This window comes from Desulfosarcina sp., from assembly GCF_033791525.1.
Lineage (GTDB): Bacteria > Desulfobacterota > Desulfobacteria > Desulfobacterales > Desulfosarcinaceae > Desulfosarcina.
Map to the genome: position 1 here is coordinate 1 of NZ_JASJGN010000153.1, position 19,452 is coordinate 19,452.

Genomic DNA, 19,452 nt, shown 5'->3' on the forward strand with positions numbered 1-19,452 from the left:
GTTACTTACGTAACAAATTGACTTAAAGAGACCCAACTCTTAAAACCTGTCACTATTTAGTTTTCAAAGATCAAAAATGTCACCATTCGTCGACTGACGAAAAGCTTAAATATACCATCCAAACGCTGACTGTCAACAACAAAAAAATTAAATCCGGGTTGACGGGTCACATTTTTGAAGCCGTCTGAAAAAGGCTCCCAAGAGGTCCGTCAGGGGCGATACAGGAGCCTGTTCAAACGGCATATTTTTAAAGATCACGATGGATGGTTTGCCACTATATTCTTGAAAAACGAAGCGCTTTCTACACGGCCCTGATGCCGTTGTCAACGCTTATTTCAACTTATAATTCGGATCTTGAAGAAATGCTTTTTCCCCGCCCGCAGCAATATTTGCCTGTCATCGATATCCTTGACAGTTACCATTTCATCAAAACGCTCAAGCCGACGGCCATTCACATACCCGCCGCCCTGTTGAATCAACCTCCTGGCCGCTCCGGAAGAGTCGGCTAAGCCGACAGCGTGGAACAACTTGAAACAGGGAATGCCATCCTTAAATTCCTCCACCCGCATCTCGAGTTGGGGCACCGTTTCGTCATCGGACGTGTCTTGTGCCCGCGGGATCTGACTGGACGGCAGCAGGGCATCGGGTAACCGCCTTGAACCAAACATCGAAGAGGCGGATTGATAGGCTTTCAGGGCTTCTTCATCGCCATGTGCCAACCGGGTCGCCTCAAAGGCGAGGATTGACTTAGCCGCATTCAGATCCGACCCCTCGAGGGTGGCAAGAGATCGAATTTCATCCAGGGGAAGAAAGGTGAACAGGGCCAAGAAACGCATCACATCCCGATCGTCCGTATTCACCCAGAACTGAAAATAATCGTAAGGAGAGGTACGATCGGGGTCGAGCCAGACAGCTCCAACTGCGGTTTTGCCCATCTTGGCGCCACTGGCGGTGGTAATCAGGGGAAAGGTGATGCCAAAGGCGCTTTGGCCCTCAACGCGTCGAATCAGATCAATCCCGGCCACAATGTTTCCCCACTGATCGCTCCCCCCCATCTGAAGGCGGCAGTCATAGCCCTTGCGCAGTTCGAGGAAATCGTAAGCCTGAAGAACCATGTAGTTAAACTCGATAAAACTCAGCCCCTCCTCGGAATCCAGACGCATTTTGTAGCTTTCCGCCTTGACCATTCGATTGACGGAAAAATGCCGGCCAATGTCTCTCAAGAAAGGGATGTATTCCAATTTGGTCAGCCAGTCTGCATTGTTGACCATAATGGCATTATTGTCTGAAAAATCGATGAAACGGGACAGTTGGTTTTTGAGGCCGACAACATTGGCCGCCACATCTTCCACCGTGATAATCTTCCGCATCTCGGTCTTTCCGCTGGGGTCCCCGACGAGGCCGGTTCCACCGCCGACCAAGGCGATGGGCCGATGTCCGTTTCGCTGCATATGGGCCAAAGACATGATGGGGACCAGACTGCCCACATGAAGGCTGGAGGCCGTCGGGTCAAAACCGATGTAGCAGGTCACCTGTTTAGAATCCAGATAGTCGCGCAACGCATCATCGTGAGTCGTCTGTTCTATAAAACCGCGCGCCTTTAGTACGTCCAGAACGTTTTCCATTTCACATCAGCCTTTTGAAATTAGCGCATACAGGGACCAACCCCGTTTTATTTGTTGGCATATTCAACCGAGCGCGTCTCCCGGATGACCGTCACCTTGATTTGTCCGGGAAAGGTAAGTGATTCTTCGATTTTTTTGGCAATATCACGACTCAACAACACCGATTCTTCATCCGATACCTTTTCACTTTTCACGATCACACGGATTTCTCGACCCGCTTGGATCGCATAGGTGTTTGCCACCCCCTGGAACCCATTGGCAATGCCCTCAAGGTCCTCAATACGTCTGATATAATTTTCAAGCAGCTCCTTTCTGGCCCCGGGCCGCGCACCGGAAAGCCCGTCTGCCGCCTGCACCAACAAGGCGTAAACAGATGATGGGGGGATATCTTCGTGGTGGGCGCCGATGGCATGCACGACACCGGGCGTTTCACCAAACTTCTTGGCCAGATTCGATCCGATCACCGCATGGGGGCCTTCGACTTCATGATCAATCCCCTTGCCGATATCGTGAAGCAGTCCCATGCGCCGGGCGAGCTTCTCCTTCAGACCCAGTTCAGCGGCCATGATGCCGCACATCACCCCCACCTCCACCGAATGCTGAAGCACATTCTGGGCATAGCTGGTACGGTATTTCAACCGCCCCAGGTATTTAATCAATTCAGGGTGGATGCCGTGAACACCCAAATCAAAAGCGGCCTGTTCGCCGGCTTCCTTAATGGCCGTATCCACCTCTTGACCCGCCTTTTTGACGACATCCTCTATGCGGGCTGGATGGATTCGACCGTCTGAAATCAGCTTGATCAAAGCCAGCCGGGCGACTTCACGACGGACCGGATTGAAGCCGGAAAGGATAACCGCCTCTGGGGTATCGTCAATGATCAGATCAATGCCCGTGGCAGCTTCGATAGCGCGTATGTTCCTGCCCTCACGGCCGATGATCCGCCCTTTCATTTCATCACCGGGCAACTGAACCACCGACACGGTCCGTTCGGCAACAAAATCACCGGCATAGCGCTGGATAGCGGTTGCAATAATTTTTTTGGCCTTTTTATCCGCCTCCTCGTTGGCCTCGTTTTCGATACGCTTGATCAGCTTGGCGCCTTCGTAGCGGGCCTCATTTTCCATGGCACGGATCAGCAATTCTTTGGCCTGATCCGCAGTCAAAGTAGAGATCCTTTCCAACTGCGCTTTTTGTTCCGATAGCAGTGTATTGTATTTTTCTTCTTTTTGGGCAAGGGTCTTATCGCGATCAGAAAGTGACTGTTCTTTGCCGGCGATTTCTTTTTCACGCTGATCAACCATATCGGTCTTGCGGTCAATATTTTCCTCTTTTTGAATCAAGCGATGCTCTGCCTTTTTGATTTCCGAACGGGTTTCCTTGGCTTCAGATTCGAAATCACTTTTCATTTTAAACAGGAGATCTTTGGCTTCAATGCCTGCCTCCTTGATCAAACTATCCGCTTTGGCTTTTGCCCCTTTAACGATTTGGCCTGCTTCGTTTTCAGCATTCTTCAGTTTTTTTGACCCCAGCACGCCTTTGAGCAAGAGTGCCACAACACACCCGACAGCAGCCGATCCCGCAGCGATAATGATGGTATATATGTCCATGTGAATCTCCGAGAGCTAAACATTATATATATGCAAAGGTTTATCATCTGACAACCAGATGATGCCCATGTTACCCACAAGGAATAAATAAAGGAAACAGGCAGGCGAGCTAAGCCCATGCGGAAGTGAGGGAAAGCAGAAAAGGGCGGGAGTGGAACCCCCACCATTGTGCCGTGTTGGCCGGTCTTTGATCCATTGGATCAGGTGGGCACCTTGTAGTTTCTTTAGGCTTTTCTGTACATGCAGAACTTGCTCACCAAAACTAGTGAAGGTTCCCGATAAGTAAGTGTTGGGTCAAAGTTCACTATCCAATCACGAACACGGCAGGGGTTGATTCGATAAGCCGCTTGTCGATTACGATTCCAGAAACAGTGCTTAACGTCGATCATCGCTTTGGCAGCATTACAAGGCAACTTTTATTATCATTCCTGTTTCAGGACGTTAAGAAATCGCTTTTTCCAGTTCACTGAGAACCACTGCAGATTTTTCGGTCATACGGGTCAAAAATTGGTGGTAACGTTCTTCGCGTTTAAACTGTTCGCTGGCAATATTCAGCCCCGTTAGGACCAAAATCGTTTCTCTGTCGACATTAACCGGTTTACCGTCAAACTGAGATTGAACCTTCTGGACGGCATCCTCGAATAGTGCTGCCACCTTTTCTGCATCGGGCACACCGGATTCTGTCTGAAAAGTAAATTTGCGACCAAATATTTGCAGGGTAACCGTTTGTTCCAATTAGCGTCCGCTCCTAAAAATTCCGCAGCTCGGCTTTCTATTCTTCTGTAATCCCTTCTAGTCTTCCAATCAGGCTGTCAATTTTTGCTCTGACGAGCGCCGTCAATTCCTCATGTTTCTTTTCGGCCTCGGCTTTTTCCTGTATCGAGTTTTCAAGTTGTCCAATTCGGTTGTTCAGGTCTTCGTTTTCTTTTTGAAGCTGCTTGCGGGCCTGAACAACATGCTCTACTTTTTGTTCAATGAGTTCAAATTGTTGAAGTATTGCTTCTATATCCAGCATATTAGTTTATTCCTTCGCTTTTCCAATATAACCAGCCAACGGTTTTTAAGTCAAGTGATTTTCATCACGGTCCAATCCGGCAAACGGCGATTGAATTGGACGATATCGTTAATTGAACCCTCCCCGCGGCAAGCCGCAGTGAGGGTTCTGCCTGTAACGGCAGTGCTGCGCAGCACAGTAAGGAGGTAAATCGATTTCCAGTTCGCTCGCTGTCGCGGTTCAGGCGAAAATTTAATGATTTGAAATCCGATTTTTCGATCCGACGGAAAAGGGGCAAACCGAATCCGGTTTACCCCTTTGTTATTCTATGCCTTCTACCCATTTAATCGCGTACCCGCCTGCGCAATGGAACCGAATCGCTATCTATGCATCAGCGTGTTTCGGCGAGTTGTATCCGGCTGATGGCGCGAAGCAGCGCTGCTTTGGCACGAAGGTAATCGACATCCTTACCGGCCGATTGTAGATGCTTTTCGGAACGCTCCACGGCAGACTTGGCCCGCTGAACATCGATGTCCTTGCGTCGCTCAGCTGATTCGGCCAGAACTGTCACACGGTCAGGAAGGGCTTCGGCGAAACCGCTGCTGACAAATACAAACCGCTCGCGGCCACTTTCGTCCTTGAATTTCAGGGCACCGGTCTTCAGTGTGGTCAGAAAGGGGGTATGACCCGTAAGCACACCGAACTCACCCATTGAACCGGGGGCCACGACAATCTGGGCACTTTCACTGACAACAGACTTTTCGGGGGTAACCACTTCGAGTCTAATGCTTTCAGCCATTTATTACCTCTTTCTATCCATTAAGCCTCGGCCATTTCCTTGGCCGCTTCTAATACCTCTTCGATTCCGCCCCTCATGTAAAAGGCCTGCTCGGGAATGCTGTCGTGCACACCTTCACAGATCTCTTTAAACGCACGAACCGTGTCTTCGACCTTAACGTATTTGCCGGCTTTGCCGGTAAATGTTTCAGCCACATGGAACGGTTGGGAGAGGAAGCGCTGGATCTTACGGGCACGCTGGACGGTAAGTTTGTCTTCGTCGGAAAGTTCTTCCATGCCAAGGATAGCAATAATGTCCTGCAGCTCCTTGTATTTCTGCAACATGTTCTGCACTTGACGGGACACCAGGTAATGCTCTTCACCGATGACCATGGGGTCAAGAATCCGCGACGTTGAGTCCAGGGGATCCACCGCGGGATAAATACCAAGCTCGGCGATCTGACGTGACAGCACCACGGTGCCGTCGAGGTGGGCAAAGGTGGTGGCCGGCGCCGGGTCGGTCAAGTCGTCGGCAGGTACGTAAACGCACTGCACGGCGGTAATGGAGCCTTTGTCCGTTGATGTGATGCGTTCCTGCAGGCCACCAAGGTCGACGGCCAGCGTGGGTTGGTAACCCACCGCGGATGGCATGCGGCCGAGAAGCGCCGACACTTCGGAACCCGCCTGGGTGAAGCGGTAGATGTTGTCGATGAAGATCAACACGTCCTGGCCTTCCTTGTCGCGAAAGTATTCCGCGCAGGTCAGGGCGGAAAGAGCCACGCGGGCACGTGCCCCCGGCGGTTCGGTCATCTGGCCGTAAACCAGCGCCGCTTTGGGAAGCACACCGGAGTCCTTCATTTCGTGGTAAAGGTCGTTGCCCTCACGGGTGCGCTCGCCCACACCGGCAAAAACGGAAATACCACCATGCTGCATGGCGATGTTGTTGACCATCTCCATCATGATAACTGTCTTGCCCACACCGGCGCCGCCGAACATCCCCATTTTTCCACCACGGGGAAAGGGCACCAGCAGGTCGATCACCTTGACGCCGGTTTCAAGCACGCGCACTTCCGTATCCTGCTCGGTGAAAAGCGGTGCCGGACGGTGGATGGGCATCATCTTTTCCTGGCTGACCGGCCCAAGGCCATCCACCGGGCGTCCAACGACGTTGAGCACACGGCCCAGACTGGCTTCACCCACGGGCATCATAATAGGGGAACCGGTATCTTTCACCGCCATACCACGGACCAGACCATCGGTAACGTCCATGGCGATGGTTCGCACCACGTTGTCGCCGAGATGCTGGGCCACCTCAATCACCAGGTTGTCTTCGTCGTCATTGATGGTCGGGTTGGTGATCGACAGTGCAGTGAGGATCTTCGGCAACTGCCCCTGTTCAAATTCAACGTCTACGACAGGCCCCATAACCTGAGTGACTTTACCTATATTCTCTGACATTTACAGCCTCCTAAAATGTGTTTTACCCTTTGAGGGCCTCGGCGCCGCCGACAATATCCATCAGATCCGCAGTAATGGCTGCCTGCCGCGCTCTGTTGTAAGCGAGGGTCAAATTGTCGATCATATCGCTGCACGCCTTGGTGGCGTTGTCCATGGCGGTCATCCGGGCGGCGTGCTCGCTGGTAGATGTTTCCAGCAATGCCCGAAAAATCTGGACATATACGTTGCGTGGCAGCAAATCGCCGAGAAGCTCTTCCGGCGATGGTTCACAGATGTGTTCGGCCTGGTATTCCCCAGAACCGCTCTCCTCCGTTTCATCTTTCTCGATGGGCGGAATGGGCAGCAGCTTTTGTACCACCGGCAGATGCTTGGCCATACTCACAAATTCAGAATAGATGATGTAGACTTCGTCGTAACTTCCGTCCAAAAACCCGTCCACCAGTTTTTTACCGGCAGTCGAAGCAACGCTGAAGCCGAATTTGCTGCCCACGACCCCGAGATGTTCTTCGGCTATCGCATGGCCTGCCTTCCGGCTCCAATCCCGCCCTTTCTTGCCGAAGCAGGTGAAGGCGTATTCAGCGCCTTCGATCGGGTTGTTTTTGATGTGATTTTTAGCTGCATCGGTGAGGTTGATGTTAAAGCCGCCGCACAGTCCCCGGTCGGACGTGCACAAGACCACATGGATCTTTTTCACCTCTTCTTTGGGAATCAGCAATGGGCTGGCTTCATCACCGGCCTTATCCGCCAGGCTGCCAAGGACTTCAGAAAACTTTTCGGCATAGGGGCGAAAGCCGTCCATCGCCCCCTGCGCACCGCGCAACCGCGAGGTTGCCACCATGTTCATGGCTTTGGTGATCTGCTTGGTCTTCTTGACACCCTGGATTTTTAACTGGACATCCTTTAACGTTGGCATAAAGTTGTCGTCCTTGTCGCATGTGGTCTGAGTTCTGCGGTGTTACCAAGATCGTTCCCAAAAGCCTTATTTGATGGTGTCTTTGAATTCTTCATTATAGGCCTCGAGGGCGGCCTTGAGCAGGCCTTCGATCTCATCAGTGATATCCTGAGCCTCTTCCAGCTTGGAATAAATCTGCGGGTAGCGCTCGTCGATGAAGGGATAGAGACCGGCTTCGTACTTGGCAACGACGTCGGTTGGAAACTTGTCCAGGTACCCGCGTGTCGCTGCGTAAAGGATGGTTACCTGCTTTTCATGTGAAAGGGGCTTGTATTGCGGCTGTTTAAGCACCTGTATCAGACGCGCCCCACGGGTAAGCTGCCGCTGCGTGGCGGCATCCAGGTCGCTGCCGAAGGCGGCAAATGCCTCCAGTTCACGGAACTGGGCCATGTCCAGGCGCAGGGTACCGGCCACTTTCTTCATGGCCTTGGTCTGGGCGGCACCGCCAACGCGGGAAACCGACAAACCGACATTGATGGCCGGACGGACGCCGGCGAAAAACAGGGCCGGTTCCAGGTAGATCTGACCATCGGTAATGGAAATCACGTTGGTCGGAATGTAGGCGGAGACGTCGCCGGCCTGGGTTTCGATGATCGGCAGGGCCGTCAGGGAACCGCCACCGAGTTCGTCGCTGAGCTTGGCCGAACGCTCCAGCAGTCTGGAGTGGTTGTAGAAAATGTCGCCGGGGTAGGCTTCACGTCCCGGCGGCCGTCTGAGCAGCAGGGAGATCTGGCGATAAGCGACGGCCTGCTTGGAAAGATCGTCGTAAATGATCAGGGCGTGCTGGCCTTTATCCCGGAAGTATTCTCCCATGGCGCAGCCGGCGTAAGGCGCCAGGTACTGCAGGGTCGCCGGGTCGGAGGCACAGGCGGCCACGATGGTGGTGTATTCCATGGCCCCTTCCCTTTCGAGAATGGCGGCCACCTGGGCAACGGTGGATTTTTTCTGGCCGCAGGCCACATAGATACAGAAAACGTCGGTATTTTTCTGGGCCAGGATGGCATCCACGGCCACCGCGGTTTTTCCGATCTGGCGGTCGCCGATGATCAGCTCACGCTGGCCCTTGCCCACGGGGGTCATGGCGTCAACGGCCTTGAGGCCGGTGTAGCAGGGTTGGTGCACCGATTTTCTGGCGATAACACCCGGGGCCACCATTTCAACGCGGCGGGTCTCCGAGGAGTCGATGGCACCCTTGCCGTCGATGGGTTCACCCACGCCGGAAACCACGCGGCCGAGCACCGCTTCACCCACGGGCACCTGGGCGATTTTGCCGGTCCGTTTTACCATGTCGCCCTCTTTGATGCCGGAGTCATCACCCATGATGGCGATACCCACGTTATCCTCTTCCAGGTTGAGCACCAGACCGAGGATGCCGCCGGGAAACTCCACCAGTTCAAGTGCCATGACTTTTTCCAGGCCGTAGACGCGGGAAATGCCGTCGCCCACTGAAAGAACGACACCGGTTTCGCTCAGTTCGATCTTCTTGTCATAATCCGTGATCTGCTCTTTGATGATCTGACTTATTTCTTCAGCTCTTAGTTCCATTAGACACTCTCACCCCTTTTTAAAGATTCTCTCATATTGAGCAACTGCGTCCGAACACTGCCGTCCAGAACCAGATCACCGATGCGGGTCACAATGCCGCCGATCAGTTCCGGATCCTGCTCAACCTCCAGAATGATATCCTTACCTATCCGCTTGGACAGGGCTGACCGAATTTTATCAACGGTTTCGGATGAAAGTTCCGTGGCCGAAACCAAACTAGCCCGGGCGACGCCTTTGAGTTCATCGGCAAATTTTTGAAAAAAGTCATTGATATTGCTCAAAAATCCGATCCGCCCCTTATCGAATAGAAAAAGAAGAAATGTGGCCATGGCCTGTGACAATTTAAGATTATCCATCACTGTCGTCAGGACTTTTTTGCGACCATCCGCGTCGTAAAGCGGATTGACCAGCACCTGTTGAAGGTTCTCTTCCTGCTCGATCAGATTAGCAAAAGCACCCAATTCTTCCCGGTACGTGTCGGTTTTCCCGTCCTCTTTACCGATCAGCAGGAGTGCTTTGGCATACCGCCTTGCAATCGCCAGATTCTTCACTATGCCACCACCTTCTCTAAGTATTCATCCACCAGTTTTTCCTGGTCGTCCGAATTGATTTTTTCCTTGATGATCGCCTCGGCCTTTGCCAGGGCCTTTTCCACGATCATCGCCTTGAGCTCAGTTTTGGCCTGTAAAAATTCGTGTTCGATATTCTTGCTGGCCTGTTCTTTGAGCCTCTCTGCAGCGGCCTCGGCTTCCTTCAGAATTCTGGCCTTGGCGTCTTCACCCTGCTTCACGTACTCAGCCAGCAAGGCTTCGGATCCTTTATCCAGTTCAGCCATTTTGGCATCGTACTCGGCCAGTTTGGCTTCCGCCTCATTCTTTTTTTCTTCCAGGTCCGCCAGCTGCTCTTTGATTCCCTGAATGCGCCCGCCCAGCGCCTGGGAGACCGGCTTTTTGAGAACCAGAAAGAGTCCGATGGCCAGCACTGCGAAATTCATCACCCGATAGGTGTCTGTTGCCACCCACCCTTTGGCGCCTGCTTCACCGTGTCCGCCTCCATCACCATACCCATCCGTGGCAGCCGCATCGCCGTGCTCGCCGGTGGTGGCTGCGTCGCTATGCCCAGCGTTAGTTGACGCAAAAACAGCGGCGCTCCCACACAGAAGAAGCGCAACCAACACTAGTGGTAACATCCACCCAGCGCGAAGGCTGCGCTTCCCGCTGAAAATTGGAACGTTCATTAAGCGACCCTCCCCAATATTTTTTGTCCTATCGCATCCGAAAATGCGTCAATTTCATCTTCAAGCGCGGCCTTGACGGTGCCCATCTCCTGAGTGATTTTTTCCCTGACGTCCTTGAGTTCGGACTGAGCGGCTTCATTGATCTTGCCGATGATCGCCTTTTCTTCATCCGCAGCGGCCTGCATCAGCGCTTCCTTCTCCTTCTGGCCGGCGGCGCGGGCCTGACGGACCCCTTCGAGATACGCGTCTTCTTTTGATTGGACCTGCTGGGCGGACCCGTCAATATCGGACTGCATTCCGACCATTTTTTCCTTTCGCTCCAGCAGGATTTTTCGAATGGGCTTATAAAGCACCATGTTCAAAATCCAAATCAGCAGCAAAAAATTAGCGATTTGTAAGACTATAGATCCATCGACGCTTACCATCTAAGAGCCTCCGTTGAAGTAGGATTAAATATTCCCAAAAAACAGCATATTGTCTATAAATGATGTGACTTACGAAAGGTGCGAACTCCGGCGGTCTATACCATCCGCATCGCCGAAATGTCAAAGGTTTTTTAAAAATTAATCCGTCATCCGGATTTCTTTTCATCCCGCGTTGTTTCCACCGATTTTTTTTCAACCGGCAGCGATTCTGGTTTGACCATGCTACAGTTTCCGTTAAAAAAAACTCCCGTTTCAATGGAAATCACCGGCGCCTGGAGATCACCTGTTATTTTGGCCGGCGGATAGACGTCTATTCGCTCGGCGGCGTGGATATGGCCATTGACGGTTCCTTTGACAATGGCTGTTCCAACGCGGATCTGTGCCTCCACCACCGCTCGTTCACCAATGATCACGGTGCCCTTGTCCGAAACGATTTTTCCATTGACCGCACCATCCAGTCGGATGGTGTCTTTAAAAGCCAGGGTCCCTTCGATGGTGGTCCCGACGCCCAGCAGTGTGGAAATATGGTCTGCACTCTCTTTTTTTTTCATCGCATCCCCCTGTTTACGCTTGAATGACACTGATTTCACACCCCGACCACGATGACCGCCTGTTGGGGTTATTCAAATTTGAATCGGCGCATGCTCACATTCATGAGCAAACCAATGCCGATCATCATGGTGATGATCGACGAACCGCCATAACTCACAAAAGGCAGGGTCACCCCCACCACCGGCATGAGTCCCATGACCATCCCGATGTTGATAAGCACCTGCCAGGCGATCATGGCGGTTACCCCCACGGACAGCATGGTGCCGAAGGGATCCCGGCAACGGCCGGCAATACTCAACCCCCAGGCAATAATCATCAAAAACAGAATGACTACCGACAACGATCCCATCAGCCCCCACTCTTCGGCCAGCACCGAAAAAATGAAGTCAGTATGCTGTTCCGGCAGGAAAGAAAGCGCGTTTTGGGTCCCCTTTAAAAACCCTTTGCCGGTAAGCATCCCCGATCCGATGGCAATTTTTGATTGAATGATGTGATAACCGGCGCCCAGTGGATCCCGATCCGGGTTCAAGAATGTCAGGATGCGCTGCTTCTGGTATCCACGTAAAAAAAACCAGACCAGCGGGACGAGCATGGTAAATGTGGCTATCAGCCAACTCAGCGCCCTGCGCTCGATCTTGGCAAAAAGGGTCATGACCCCGGCAATGAGCGCAATCACCATAGCCGTGCCCAAGTCCGGTTGGCGGACAATCAGGGCAAAGGGCAGTGCGGTAAGAAACGCCGGGACTATCAGGTCCCGGAGGGTGAGCCCGTCGGTATTGATCAGCTTTGCAAAATAGCGGGCCAGGACGATAATAACGGCGACCTTGGCCATTTCGGAAGGTTGGAGGGAAAAAGGGCCCATGGACAGCCAGCGCCGGGACCCGCTTACGTACTTGCCGAAAAAAAGCACTGCCGTCAAGAAGCCAACGGATGCCAGGTAAATGAAATTGGCCAACCGTTCGAACTGCTTGTAGTCAAATAAAAAACAGAAAATCATGACCCCGAAGCCGACACCATACCAAATCAGCTGTTTTCTGAACAGCACGAGGTCCGGCTCGACTGCACCGGCGGATACGGCACTGTATAGCGCCACCAGCCCAGCGGTGGCGATGGAAAGGGTGAGCGCCAGGAGCCCCCAGTCAAAGCATTGCAGCAATCGTCTATCGAACATGACTTATCGTTCCATTCCATAACCTGGATAAACTGAAAACAACAAATCGCAAGCACCAAATCTCAAATAAACTCCAAATCCCAAATCTCAATAAAGAACAAAGACCCAGGCTTGATGATCCTTTTGATCGCTCCACTATTGATGACTGTAATGCCCTTTCTTCAAGATCCTAGAGTTTGGAATTTTGAATTTGGCCCTTGTGATTTATTTGTCATTTGTTTTTTGGTCATTGAAATTTGTTTGCTATTACGCAGACGGGCCTTTGTGTATCAGCAGTTTAATCTCCTTCGGCGGATGATGCCGTTGCGACCGCCATTGGCGCATCGGGATTCGGTTGGCCCCCGGAGAGATAAAACCGGATCATTTCGGCCGCCACCGGAGCGGCGGCACTGGATCCATGCTCTCCGTGCTCGACAATCACGGCCACGGCAATCCTGGGATTCTCCCGGGGTGCATAGGCCACAAACCAGGCATGGTCCTTGATCGACCCCCAATCATTTTCACCATCGGCAGCATCGTCCCGCCGTCCCGCAACCTGGGCGGTCCCTGTCTTGCCGCTCATGGCCATTCCTTCCAGGCGACTGCGCCACGCCGTCCCGTGCCGCTCATTGACGGCTTTGAACAGCCCCTCTTTGACCAGCCACAAGTTTTTTTCGCTGATTGGCAGCCGTCCCACGACCTCGGGGACACTCTCATACATGGTCTGCCCGTCCGCGGTCCGGATGGTTTTTACGATCATGGGTCGATAACGTACGCCCCCGTTGCCAACTGCAGAAGCCACCATTGCCATCTGCAGAGGGGTGGTCAGATTGAACCCCTGACCGATTGCGATAGACAGGGTTTCGCCCTTTTGCCAGGAAACGCCTGTCCGTTTTTTCTTCCACTGGGCGGTTGGAATCAAGCCGCCCTCTTCGTGACCCAGATCTACGCCGGTGGGTTCCCCCAGGCCAAAGGCATTGGCGTACCACGCCAGGCGGTCTACGCCAAGCTCGAGCCCCACTTTATAAAAATAGACGTCGCAGGATTCGCTCAAGGCTCTTAAGATGCTTACCTCACCATGCCCCCACTTTTTCCAGCACCGATAGGTCCGGTTGCCGAGCTTGAGAAAACCGGGGCAGAAAAAGGAGGTGCTCTCATCGATGACGCCCTCTTCGAGCGCGGCGGCGGCGACGATGATCTTGTATGTAGACGCCGGTGGATATTCACCCTGGATGGCCTTGTTTTCAAGGGGGTGCAATGGATCCGATATCAAGGCGTTCCACGTGTCATGAGACATGCCGGAAATGAAGGCATTCTGGTCGAATGAGGGGCTGGATACCATGGCCAGGATTTGACCGCTGGACGGATCCACCGCCACGGCCGCTCCCGCCTGGTCCGCCAGCAACTGCTCCGCCGTCAGTTGGAGGGACTGGTCGATGGATAACACGATATTGTGGCCGGGGGTTGCACCCACTGTATTGATCACCCGAACCACCTGACCGGTGGCGTTGACCTCCACCTGTTGGCCCCCACGCTCGCCGCGAAGCCAATCTTCCCTGACCCGCTCGATACCGAATTTCCCGATGAAATCACCGCTTTTACAGTCGCTGTAAATCTTGTTTTTCAGTTCCTCGACGCTAATTTCTCCCATATAGCCCAAGAGATGAGCCAAACTGGGACTGAAAATATAATCCCTTCGGGGAGAGACGTTGACCAGGATACCCGGCAGGTCCCATCGGTTCACCTCGATGGCTGCCAATGCCTCCCGACCGATATCGGGTTTGAGCAGAACGGGTTTGTAGGCACGGGTCCCCCTGGCTTTCTCCAGGCGCTCCCACAACTGCGCTTCGTCAATACCCGTATATCGGGATAGCTTTTCAATGGTCCGCTCAAGCGGATTGGCGTCTTTGACGGTGATGCTCAGGTCATAGGACGGCCGGTTGTCCGCCATCAGCCGGTTATGGATATCATAAATCAACCCACGGGGTGCATCCACGCTTCTTAACCGAATGCTGTTGATCTCCGACAACCGGCGAAGCTCTGCACCATCGATCACCTGAAGGAACAGCAGACGGGCGATCAGCACCACAAAGGCGGCAATGACTACAGTCAGGGCAGCGCTCAGCCGCTTGCTGAACCAGTCGCTGTCCACATTGTCCAGGTAGTCGGTCAAGGTATCCTCAAGGGGCTTTTTTCTGCATAGTAGGATTTTTTTGCCCGATCGACGACTTTCTGTCCACGAATGAAAAATAGCATCAGAAAGGGACCGGTGACCGCCCCCCACATGACCTGCCCGGAAACTACGGGAAAGATCGAATCCACCGGCCAGGGCGCCGACGCCAACACCACCGCGGAAAAAGCCACCACCAGGCTTTCGAAAACAACACCGGCGGTGACCAGGAGCGGCAGCAAAATCACATTGCCCACCTGCAGGAACTGGATGGCCCAGCGAACGCCCACGTACATCCACAGATAGACGGTAAGGTGAACGCCGAACACACCGCCGGAGATGCCGTCCATGGCCAGCCCGCCGAGCACGAGGACAGGGATAGCCGCCCGCGGCAGGTGGTAAGCCCCCAAATAAACCACGAACGGAGCCAGCAGGTCGTAAAGGTGCGCCGTACCGCCGCCAGTCAACAGTGTCGTCTGAAAAATGATCAGAAACAGGCAAATGATCAGATGGTAGCCGTAAGTCATCGTTCCCTGGGATTGTCTTCGTATGCCGGTTCGGAAATGATAAACACTTCTTCGAGGATCTCGAAATCTACGTATGGGGTAACCGACACCTTCTGAAAGATACCGGCGTTCTGGCGAACGATTTCGGAAATGCGCCCCACTCGAAACCCTTTGGGAAACACGCCGTCCAGCCCCGAAGAAACCACCATGTCCCCCACACTGATTTCATGCTTTCGCAGGACATAGTCGAATACGCAGTAATCGGCCCCTCCCCCTTTGACAATGCCCCGCGCCCGGGTTTGCTGCACCAGGGCATCCACGGCACTGTTGGGATCAGTCAGCAGGAGCACCTTGGCATACCGGGCCGACGCCTCGACAACCACACCGACAATCCCCTCGGGGATCACCACGGGAGCGCCCTGTCGAACGCTGTCCCGGGTGCCCTTGTCCACAATGATGGTCTTTGACCAGGCAGACGGGTCCTTGCCCACCACCTGGGCAGCGATCATTGGCCGTGGAATCTCTTTTTCAAAGCCTATCAGATGGCGGAGCCGGTCGTTGGCTATTTCGGTTTCGCTATAGCGGTTGAGTTGCTCCAGGCTCTGCCCCAGCGCCTTTTTCAGTCGCTGGTTCTCTTTGGCCTTGGAGACCAGAAAGAAGTATTGATTCCATGTGTCTTTTACGGAATCAAAAAAAGCAGTGAACTGTTTCTGGAAGGGAGAAACAATGACAAGGGCGCCCCGGCCGAGACCGGAAGGCGCCTGAGTGTGTTTTCCGGTTATCGTCAGAAGGACGATATTCACCGCAACCAGAACGATCACCAAGGCAACCAGAATCATCCTTTTGGAAAACATGGGTTCCGTTAAACGATGACGATCTGTTTGAGGATTTCCAGGCTGTCCAGCATTTTGCCGGACCCTAAAGCCACAGTGGACAGCGGATCTTCGGTAACCGTGATGGGGAGCCCACTCTCCTCTCTGAGCAGCTTATCCAGGTTCTTGAGCAAGGCACCACCGCCGGTGAGCACGATACCCCGATCCACGATATCGGCGGCCAGCTCCGGGGGGGTCTGTTCGAGAGCAATCTTCACCGTTTCCACGATGGCTTCAATCTGTTCGGAAATGGCTTCCCGGATCTCTTCGGAATCAATGGCCAGAATCTTGGGGATACCGGTAACCAGGTCTCGTCCTTTGACCTCGATGGTCTCTAGCTTGTTGGGGTCCGGGTAGGCGTTGCCGATGGTGGTCTTGATGATCTCGGAGGTACGCTCGCCGATGAGCAGGTTGTATTTGCGTTTGACATACTGGATGATCGCTTCGTCCATCTTGTCGCCGGCCACCCGCAGGGAGCGACTGTAGACGATCCCGGCCAGGGAGATGACCGCCACTTCTGTGGTACCGCCGCCGATGTCCACCACCATGTTGCAGGTGGGCTCGGTGATGGGCAGGCCGGCGCCGATGGCTGCCGCCATGGGCTCTTCGATCAGAAACACCTCGCGGGCGCCGGCAGATTCCGCCGACTCGCGAACAGCTCGCTTTTCCACCTGGGTAATACCCGAGGGTACGGCGATGATGATGCGTGGCCGGACGAAGGTCCGTCGGTTGTGAACCTTGTGGATGAAGTGGCGCAGCATGGCTTCGGTCACTTCGAAATCGGCGATCACGCCGTCACGCATCGGCCGGATGGCCACGATATTCCCCGGGGTTCGGCCGAGCATGTTCTTGGCTTCCATGCCCACGGCCAGCACGCGGTTTTTGGTGCGGTTGTCCGTTCGAACGGCCACCACGGAGGGCTCGCTGAGAACAATGCCCTTGCCTTTAACGTATACCAGCGTATTGGCCGTACCCAGGTCGATAGCAAGGTCGCTGGAAAAGACACCCAGAATGGAATCGATGAAGTTCATGCCGCCTCTTTTTCGTTTTGAATCTCAACAGCGCCAACTTAGTCTTGCACGAGGGGCAACGGCAATGGGGCCGGCCTTTCTGCGCAGTTAACGAGCTCAAGGCACCGCTACCAGAAATAGCCAGTGATTTCAAGACTTGATTTGTTCAATTCGGCTTTAATCCAATTAGATTTCAAAATGTTCCATGATCCGGTCATGGATAAAGGGGCGGAACTGACCCAGCCGGGTATTCCAGCGAAAGGGATGCACCCGGTTGGTGAGTAAGATAATGCAGCACTCTTTTTCCAGATCCATCCAGACGGAAACCCCGGTAAAACCCAGATGCCCCACGGTATTGGCTGAAAAATAGCGGCCCGCGCTGGAATGTTGCACCGAAGGGCGGTCAAAACCCAGCGGCAATGGATGTTTACCCTCCCCGTTGAAAACATCGGAAAGGATTTGCGTTGAGAAAACTGATCCTGACGAACGGCCCCGAAAATCGGCAACCAGGAATCGAAGCAGCCGAAAGACCGCATCGGCCGTGCCGAACAGGCCGGCGTGTCCGTCAACGCCTCCAGCAAACCAGGCATTATCATCATGCACTTCGCCGACCAGCAGCCGGTTTCGCATCGGGCAAAGTTCGGTGGCGGCAAACGGTTTGCGGGTGAGATGGTCGCGGGTGAGATCCACGAAAAAAAGATCGGTCAATCCCATTGGGTCATAAATTTCAGTCTTGAGGAATTCATTCATGGGATAACCGGCCACCGCTTCAACCAGGCGGCAAAGCAGCATGAAACCCAGATCGCTGTAGAGGGTCGTCTCACCCGGTTGGTAAGCCAGGGGTGTATGCTTTAAAAGATCAAGCACAGCCGCTTTGCGCCTCGACGGCAAAAGGGATTTTAGCGTCATATAGAAAAGACGGTGGGCGGGAAAACCACCTTGATGGCAAAGCAATTGGCGGATCGAAATAGTCGCCTTGTCGCTGCCGGCCAAAGCGGGCAGCCATTTCACCACAGGCTGATCCAAACTGATCCGTGCCTGATCAACCAGTTTGGCGACAGCCAGGGTGGTGGCCAGGGGTTTGGTCAGCGATGCCAGGTCAAACACGGCTTCCCGGATCATGGGTTGGCCCGAGAACAGGTTGGCCTTGCCATAGGCCTCGAAAAAAAGCCGGGTATCGCCGCTGCCCACCAAGAGCACCGCCCCGGGAAAGACATTCTCCCGCAAGCCCTGCTGCATCAGATGGTGAATGGAATGGCTATTCATCGCTACCCCCCATTAACGGACGGCGGGTCCCGCAAACGTCAATGTTCCGGAGTCCGTGTCCAACTGGACGGGCAAGCCCACAGGCAGCGTCATGTTGACCGTTTCATGGCCCACGTCGAATCCAGCCAAAATCGGACAATTCAGTCCGCCCAGCCGGTCGGCAACGATTTGGTGGACCTCGTCGGCTGACCCGCAGTCGGTAAATGCCCCCAGTGCCAGCCCGGCCAGGCCGTCGAAGCACCCGGCCTGCATCATCTGGGTCAGCATGCGGTCGATACGGTAAGGGGCCTCCCCCTGATCTTCGATCAGCAAAATGCCACCGCTGAAATCCGGCTGAAACGGGGTACCCGTCAGGTGGCAAAACAAGGTCAGGTTGCCGCAAAAAAAGCGTCCTGCAGTGATGCCGGATTGAATCACCTGATTCGACGCGGAAGTAAGCGACAGCGGCGCCGGTTTAGACAGCGCCAACAGAAGACGATCCCGGGTCGACGGGTCAGCCTTGCCCAGGGTCGTGACCGTAGGCCCGTGAAAGGCGACCATACGGCAACGCTGAACCAGAAAATCCAACAGCACCGTAATGTCACTAAACCCGACAAATACCTTGGGATGGCAGGCGATGGCATCCACGTCCAGCAACGGCAGGATGCGCGTGGCCCCGTATCCCCCGCGGGCACAGATGATGCCGTCAATGTCGGAATCGGCAAACAGGTCGTTCAACAGGTCCGCCCGGTGCTGGTCCGAGCCGGCCAGGTAGCCGTTTTGATCGAATATAGCCCCCGGAATGACAAGGTTGAAATTCATGGATTTCAGGACCCGCAGGCCAGCATCGAATAAATCTCGATCAAATGGGCTGGCCGGCGCAACAATGCCAAGGGTGTCGCCGGGTTTGAGGGCCCGCGGCAGCACCGGATTAAATTGGCTCTGGGAGTTCACTTTTTTGTTTTTGCCTCCTTGACACCGGTTAATGATGATGCTAATTGTCTGATTTCTCGTCGGGGCGTAGCGCAGACTGGTAGCGCACTTGAATGGGGTTCAAGGGGTCGGAGGTTCAAATCCTCTCGCCCCGACCAGAATCAAAGCAATCAAGCCACTCAGCATCACTGGGTGGCTTTTTTTATCGTTCATTGTAACCCACTTTATGCAAAAGCTAAAGGCCGGATTAGTCATTCATGACTGGGAACCTGCAAAAGGCGGCCAGCTTTTCCATGACAAGGATCTCCGGTTTGGAAACAAGAAGCACCCGCACAGCTGCATCCTCGACAATATACCGCCAGGTTTTCTCCAGTTCCGCCTCATACATGGG

20 protein-coding genes, 1 tRNA gene and 1 other RNA gene are annotated in these 19,452 nt (G+C 53.8%); 1 reads left to right on the forward strand and 21 read right to left on the reverse strand.

All coding sequences use genetic code 11. From position 1 onward, the window contains the following. Positions 1-335: 335 nt before the first annotated feature. From tyrS to QNK41_RS07295, 20 genes are all read right to left on the reverse strand, one after another. Positions 336-1,625, reverse strand: a complete 1,290-nt coding sequence (gene tyrS / locus QNK41_RS07200; protein ID WP_319255221.1) for a tyrosine--tRNA ligase — start codon at positions 1,623-1,625, stop codon at positions 336-338. A gap of 47 nt (positions 1,626-1,672) precedes the next feature. Next, positions 1,673-3,235, reverse strand: coding sequence for a ribonuclease Y (gene rny, locus QNK41_RS07205; RefSeq protein ID WP_319255223.1), 1,563 nt, complete (start codon positions 3,233-3,235; stop codon positions 1,673-1,675). Positions 3,236-3,388: 153 nt separating this feature from the next. Then, positions 3,389-3,568, reverse strand: a non-coding RNA gene (ssrS, locus tag QNK41_RS07210) — 6S RNA. A 108-nt stretch (positions 3,569-3,676) separates the two neighbouring features. Continuing rightward, complete coding sequence (locus QNK41_RS07215) at positions 3,677-3,970, reverse strand: cell division protein ZapA (RefSeq protein ID WP_319255225.1); 294 nt, start codon at positions 3,968-3,970, stop codon at positions 3,677-3,679. Positions 3,971-4,007: 37 nt separating this feature from the next. Then, a complete protein-coding gene (gene zapB / locus QNK41_RS07220; RefSeq protein WP_319255227.1) occupies positions 4,008-4,250 on the reverse strand; it encodes a cell division protein ZapB in 243 nt (80 codons plus the stop codon). Between the two features lie 370 nt (positions 4,251-4,620). Then, positions 4,621-5,028 (reverse strand): F0F1 ATP synthase subunit epsilon, encoded by a 408-nt coding sequence (locus QNK41_RS07225; protein ID WP_319255229.1) that lies wholly within the window; start codon positions 5,026-5,028, stop codon positions 4,621-4,623. 20 nt (positions 5,029-5,048) lie between these two features. Next, complete coding sequence (gene atpD, locus QNK41_RS07230; RefSeq protein ID WP_319255231.1) at positions 5,049-6,464, reverse strand: F0F1 ATP synthase subunit beta; 1,416 nt, start codon at positions 6,462-6,464, stop codon at positions 5,049-5,051. A 22-nt stretch (positions 6,465-6,486) separates the two neighbouring features. Beyond that, positions 6,487-7,377: an ATP synthase F1 subunit gamma gene (gene atpG / locus QNK41_RS07235; protein ID WP_319255233.1), complete on the reverse strand. Its 891-nt coding sequence runs from the start codon at positions 7,375-7,377 to the stop codon at positions 6,487-6,489. A gap of 66 nt (positions 7,378-7,443) precedes the next feature. Continuing rightward, entirely contained in the window at positions 7,444-8,961 is a 1,518-nt protein-coding gene (gene atpA / locus QNK41_RS07240; RefSeq protein ID WP_319255235.1) for a F0F1 ATP synthase subunit alpha, read from the reverse strand. After that, entirely contained in the window at positions 8,961-9,512 is a 552-nt protein-coding gene (gene atpH / locus QNK41_RS07245; protein WP_319255237.1) for an ATP synthase F1 subunit delta, read from the reverse strand. The genes atpA and atpH overlap by 1 nt, the downstream gene beginning before the upstream one ends. After that, entirely contained in the window at positions 9,512-10,198 is a 687-nt protein-coding gene (locus QNK41_RS07250; RefSeq protein WP_319255239.1) for an ATP synthase F0 subunit B, read from the reverse strand. Before QNK41_RS07250 ends, atpH begins: the two co-directional genes overlap by 1 nt. After that, on the reverse strand, positions 10,198-10,623 hold the full coding sequence (locus QNK41_RS07255) for an ATP synthase F0 subunit B (protein ID WP_319255241.1): 426 nt from the start codon (positions 10,621-10,623) through the stop codon (positions 10,198-10,200). The genes QNK41_RS07250 and QNK41_RS07255 overlap by 1 nt, the downstream gene beginning before the upstream one ends. Before the next feature lie 146 nt (positions 10,624-10,769). Then, complete coding sequence (locus QNK41_RS07260) at positions 10,770-11,174, reverse strand: polymer-forming cytoskeletal protein (protein WP_319255243.1); 405 nt, start codon at positions 11,172-11,174, stop codon at positions 10,770-10,772. 68 nt (positions 11,175-11,242) lie between these two features. Continuing rightward, a complete protein-coding gene (gene rodA, locus QNK41_RS07265; protein WP_319255245.1) occupies positions 11,243-12,346 on the reverse strand; it encodes a rod shape-determining protein RodA in 1,104 nt (367 codons plus the stop codon). A gap of 277 nt (positions 12,347-12,623) precedes the next feature. Continuing rightward, entirely contained in the window at positions 12,624-14,498 is a 1,875-nt protein-coding gene (gene mrdA / locus QNK41_RS07270) for a penicillin-binding protein 2 (RefSeq protein WP_319255247.1), read from the reverse strand. After that, the gene (locus QNK41_RS07275) at positions 14,495-15,022 is read right to left on the reverse strand and encodes a hypothetical protein (RefSeq protein ID WP_319255249.1); all 528 of its coding nucleotides are present in this window, start codon (positions 15,020-15,022) and stop codon (positions 14,495-14,497) included. Before QNK41_RS07275 ends, mrdA begins: the two co-directional genes overlap by 4 nt. After that, positions 15,019-15,855, reverse strand: a complete 837-nt coding sequence (gene mreC / locus QNK41_RS07280) for a rod shape-determining protein MreC (protein ID WP_319255251.1) — start codon at positions 15,853-15,855, stop codon at positions 15,019-15,021. Before mreC ends, QNK41_RS07275 begins: the two co-directional genes overlap by 4 nt. 8 nt (positions 15,856-15,863) lie before the next feature. After that, complete coding sequence (locus QNK41_RS07285) at positions 15,864-16,904, reverse strand: rod shape-determining protein (RefSeq protein ID WP_319255253.1); 1,041 nt, start codon at positions 16,902-16,904, stop codon at positions 15,864-15,866. A gap of 165 nt (positions 16,905-17,069) precedes the next feature. Next, a complete protein-coding gene (locus QNK41_RS07290) occupies positions 17,070-18,149 on the reverse strand; it encodes a serine hydrolase domain-containing protein (protein WP_319255255.1) in 1,080 nt (359 codons plus the stop codon). Between the two features lie 12 nt (positions 18,150-18,161). Beyond that, entirely contained in the window at positions 18,162-19,082 is a 921-nt protein-coding gene (locus QNK41_RS07295; protein ID WP_319255257.1) for an LD-carboxypeptidase, read from the reverse strand. A 60-nt stretch (positions 19,083-19,142) separates the two neighbouring features. Between QNK41_RS07295 and QNK41_RS07300 the strand changes: the two genes are divergently transcribed. Further along, positions 19,143-19,219, forward strand: a tRNA-Pro gene (locus QNK41_RS07300). A gap of 89 nt (positions 19,220-19,308) precedes the next feature. On the opposite strand, the gene QNK41_RS07305 is transcribed toward QNK41_RS07300, so the two are convergent. Then, complete coding sequence (locus QNK41_RS07305; protein WP_319255259.1) at positions 19,309-19,449, reverse strand: hypothetical protein; 141 nt, start codon at positions 19,447-19,449, stop codon at positions 19,309-19,311. Positions 19,450-19,452: the final 3 nt, after the last annotated feature.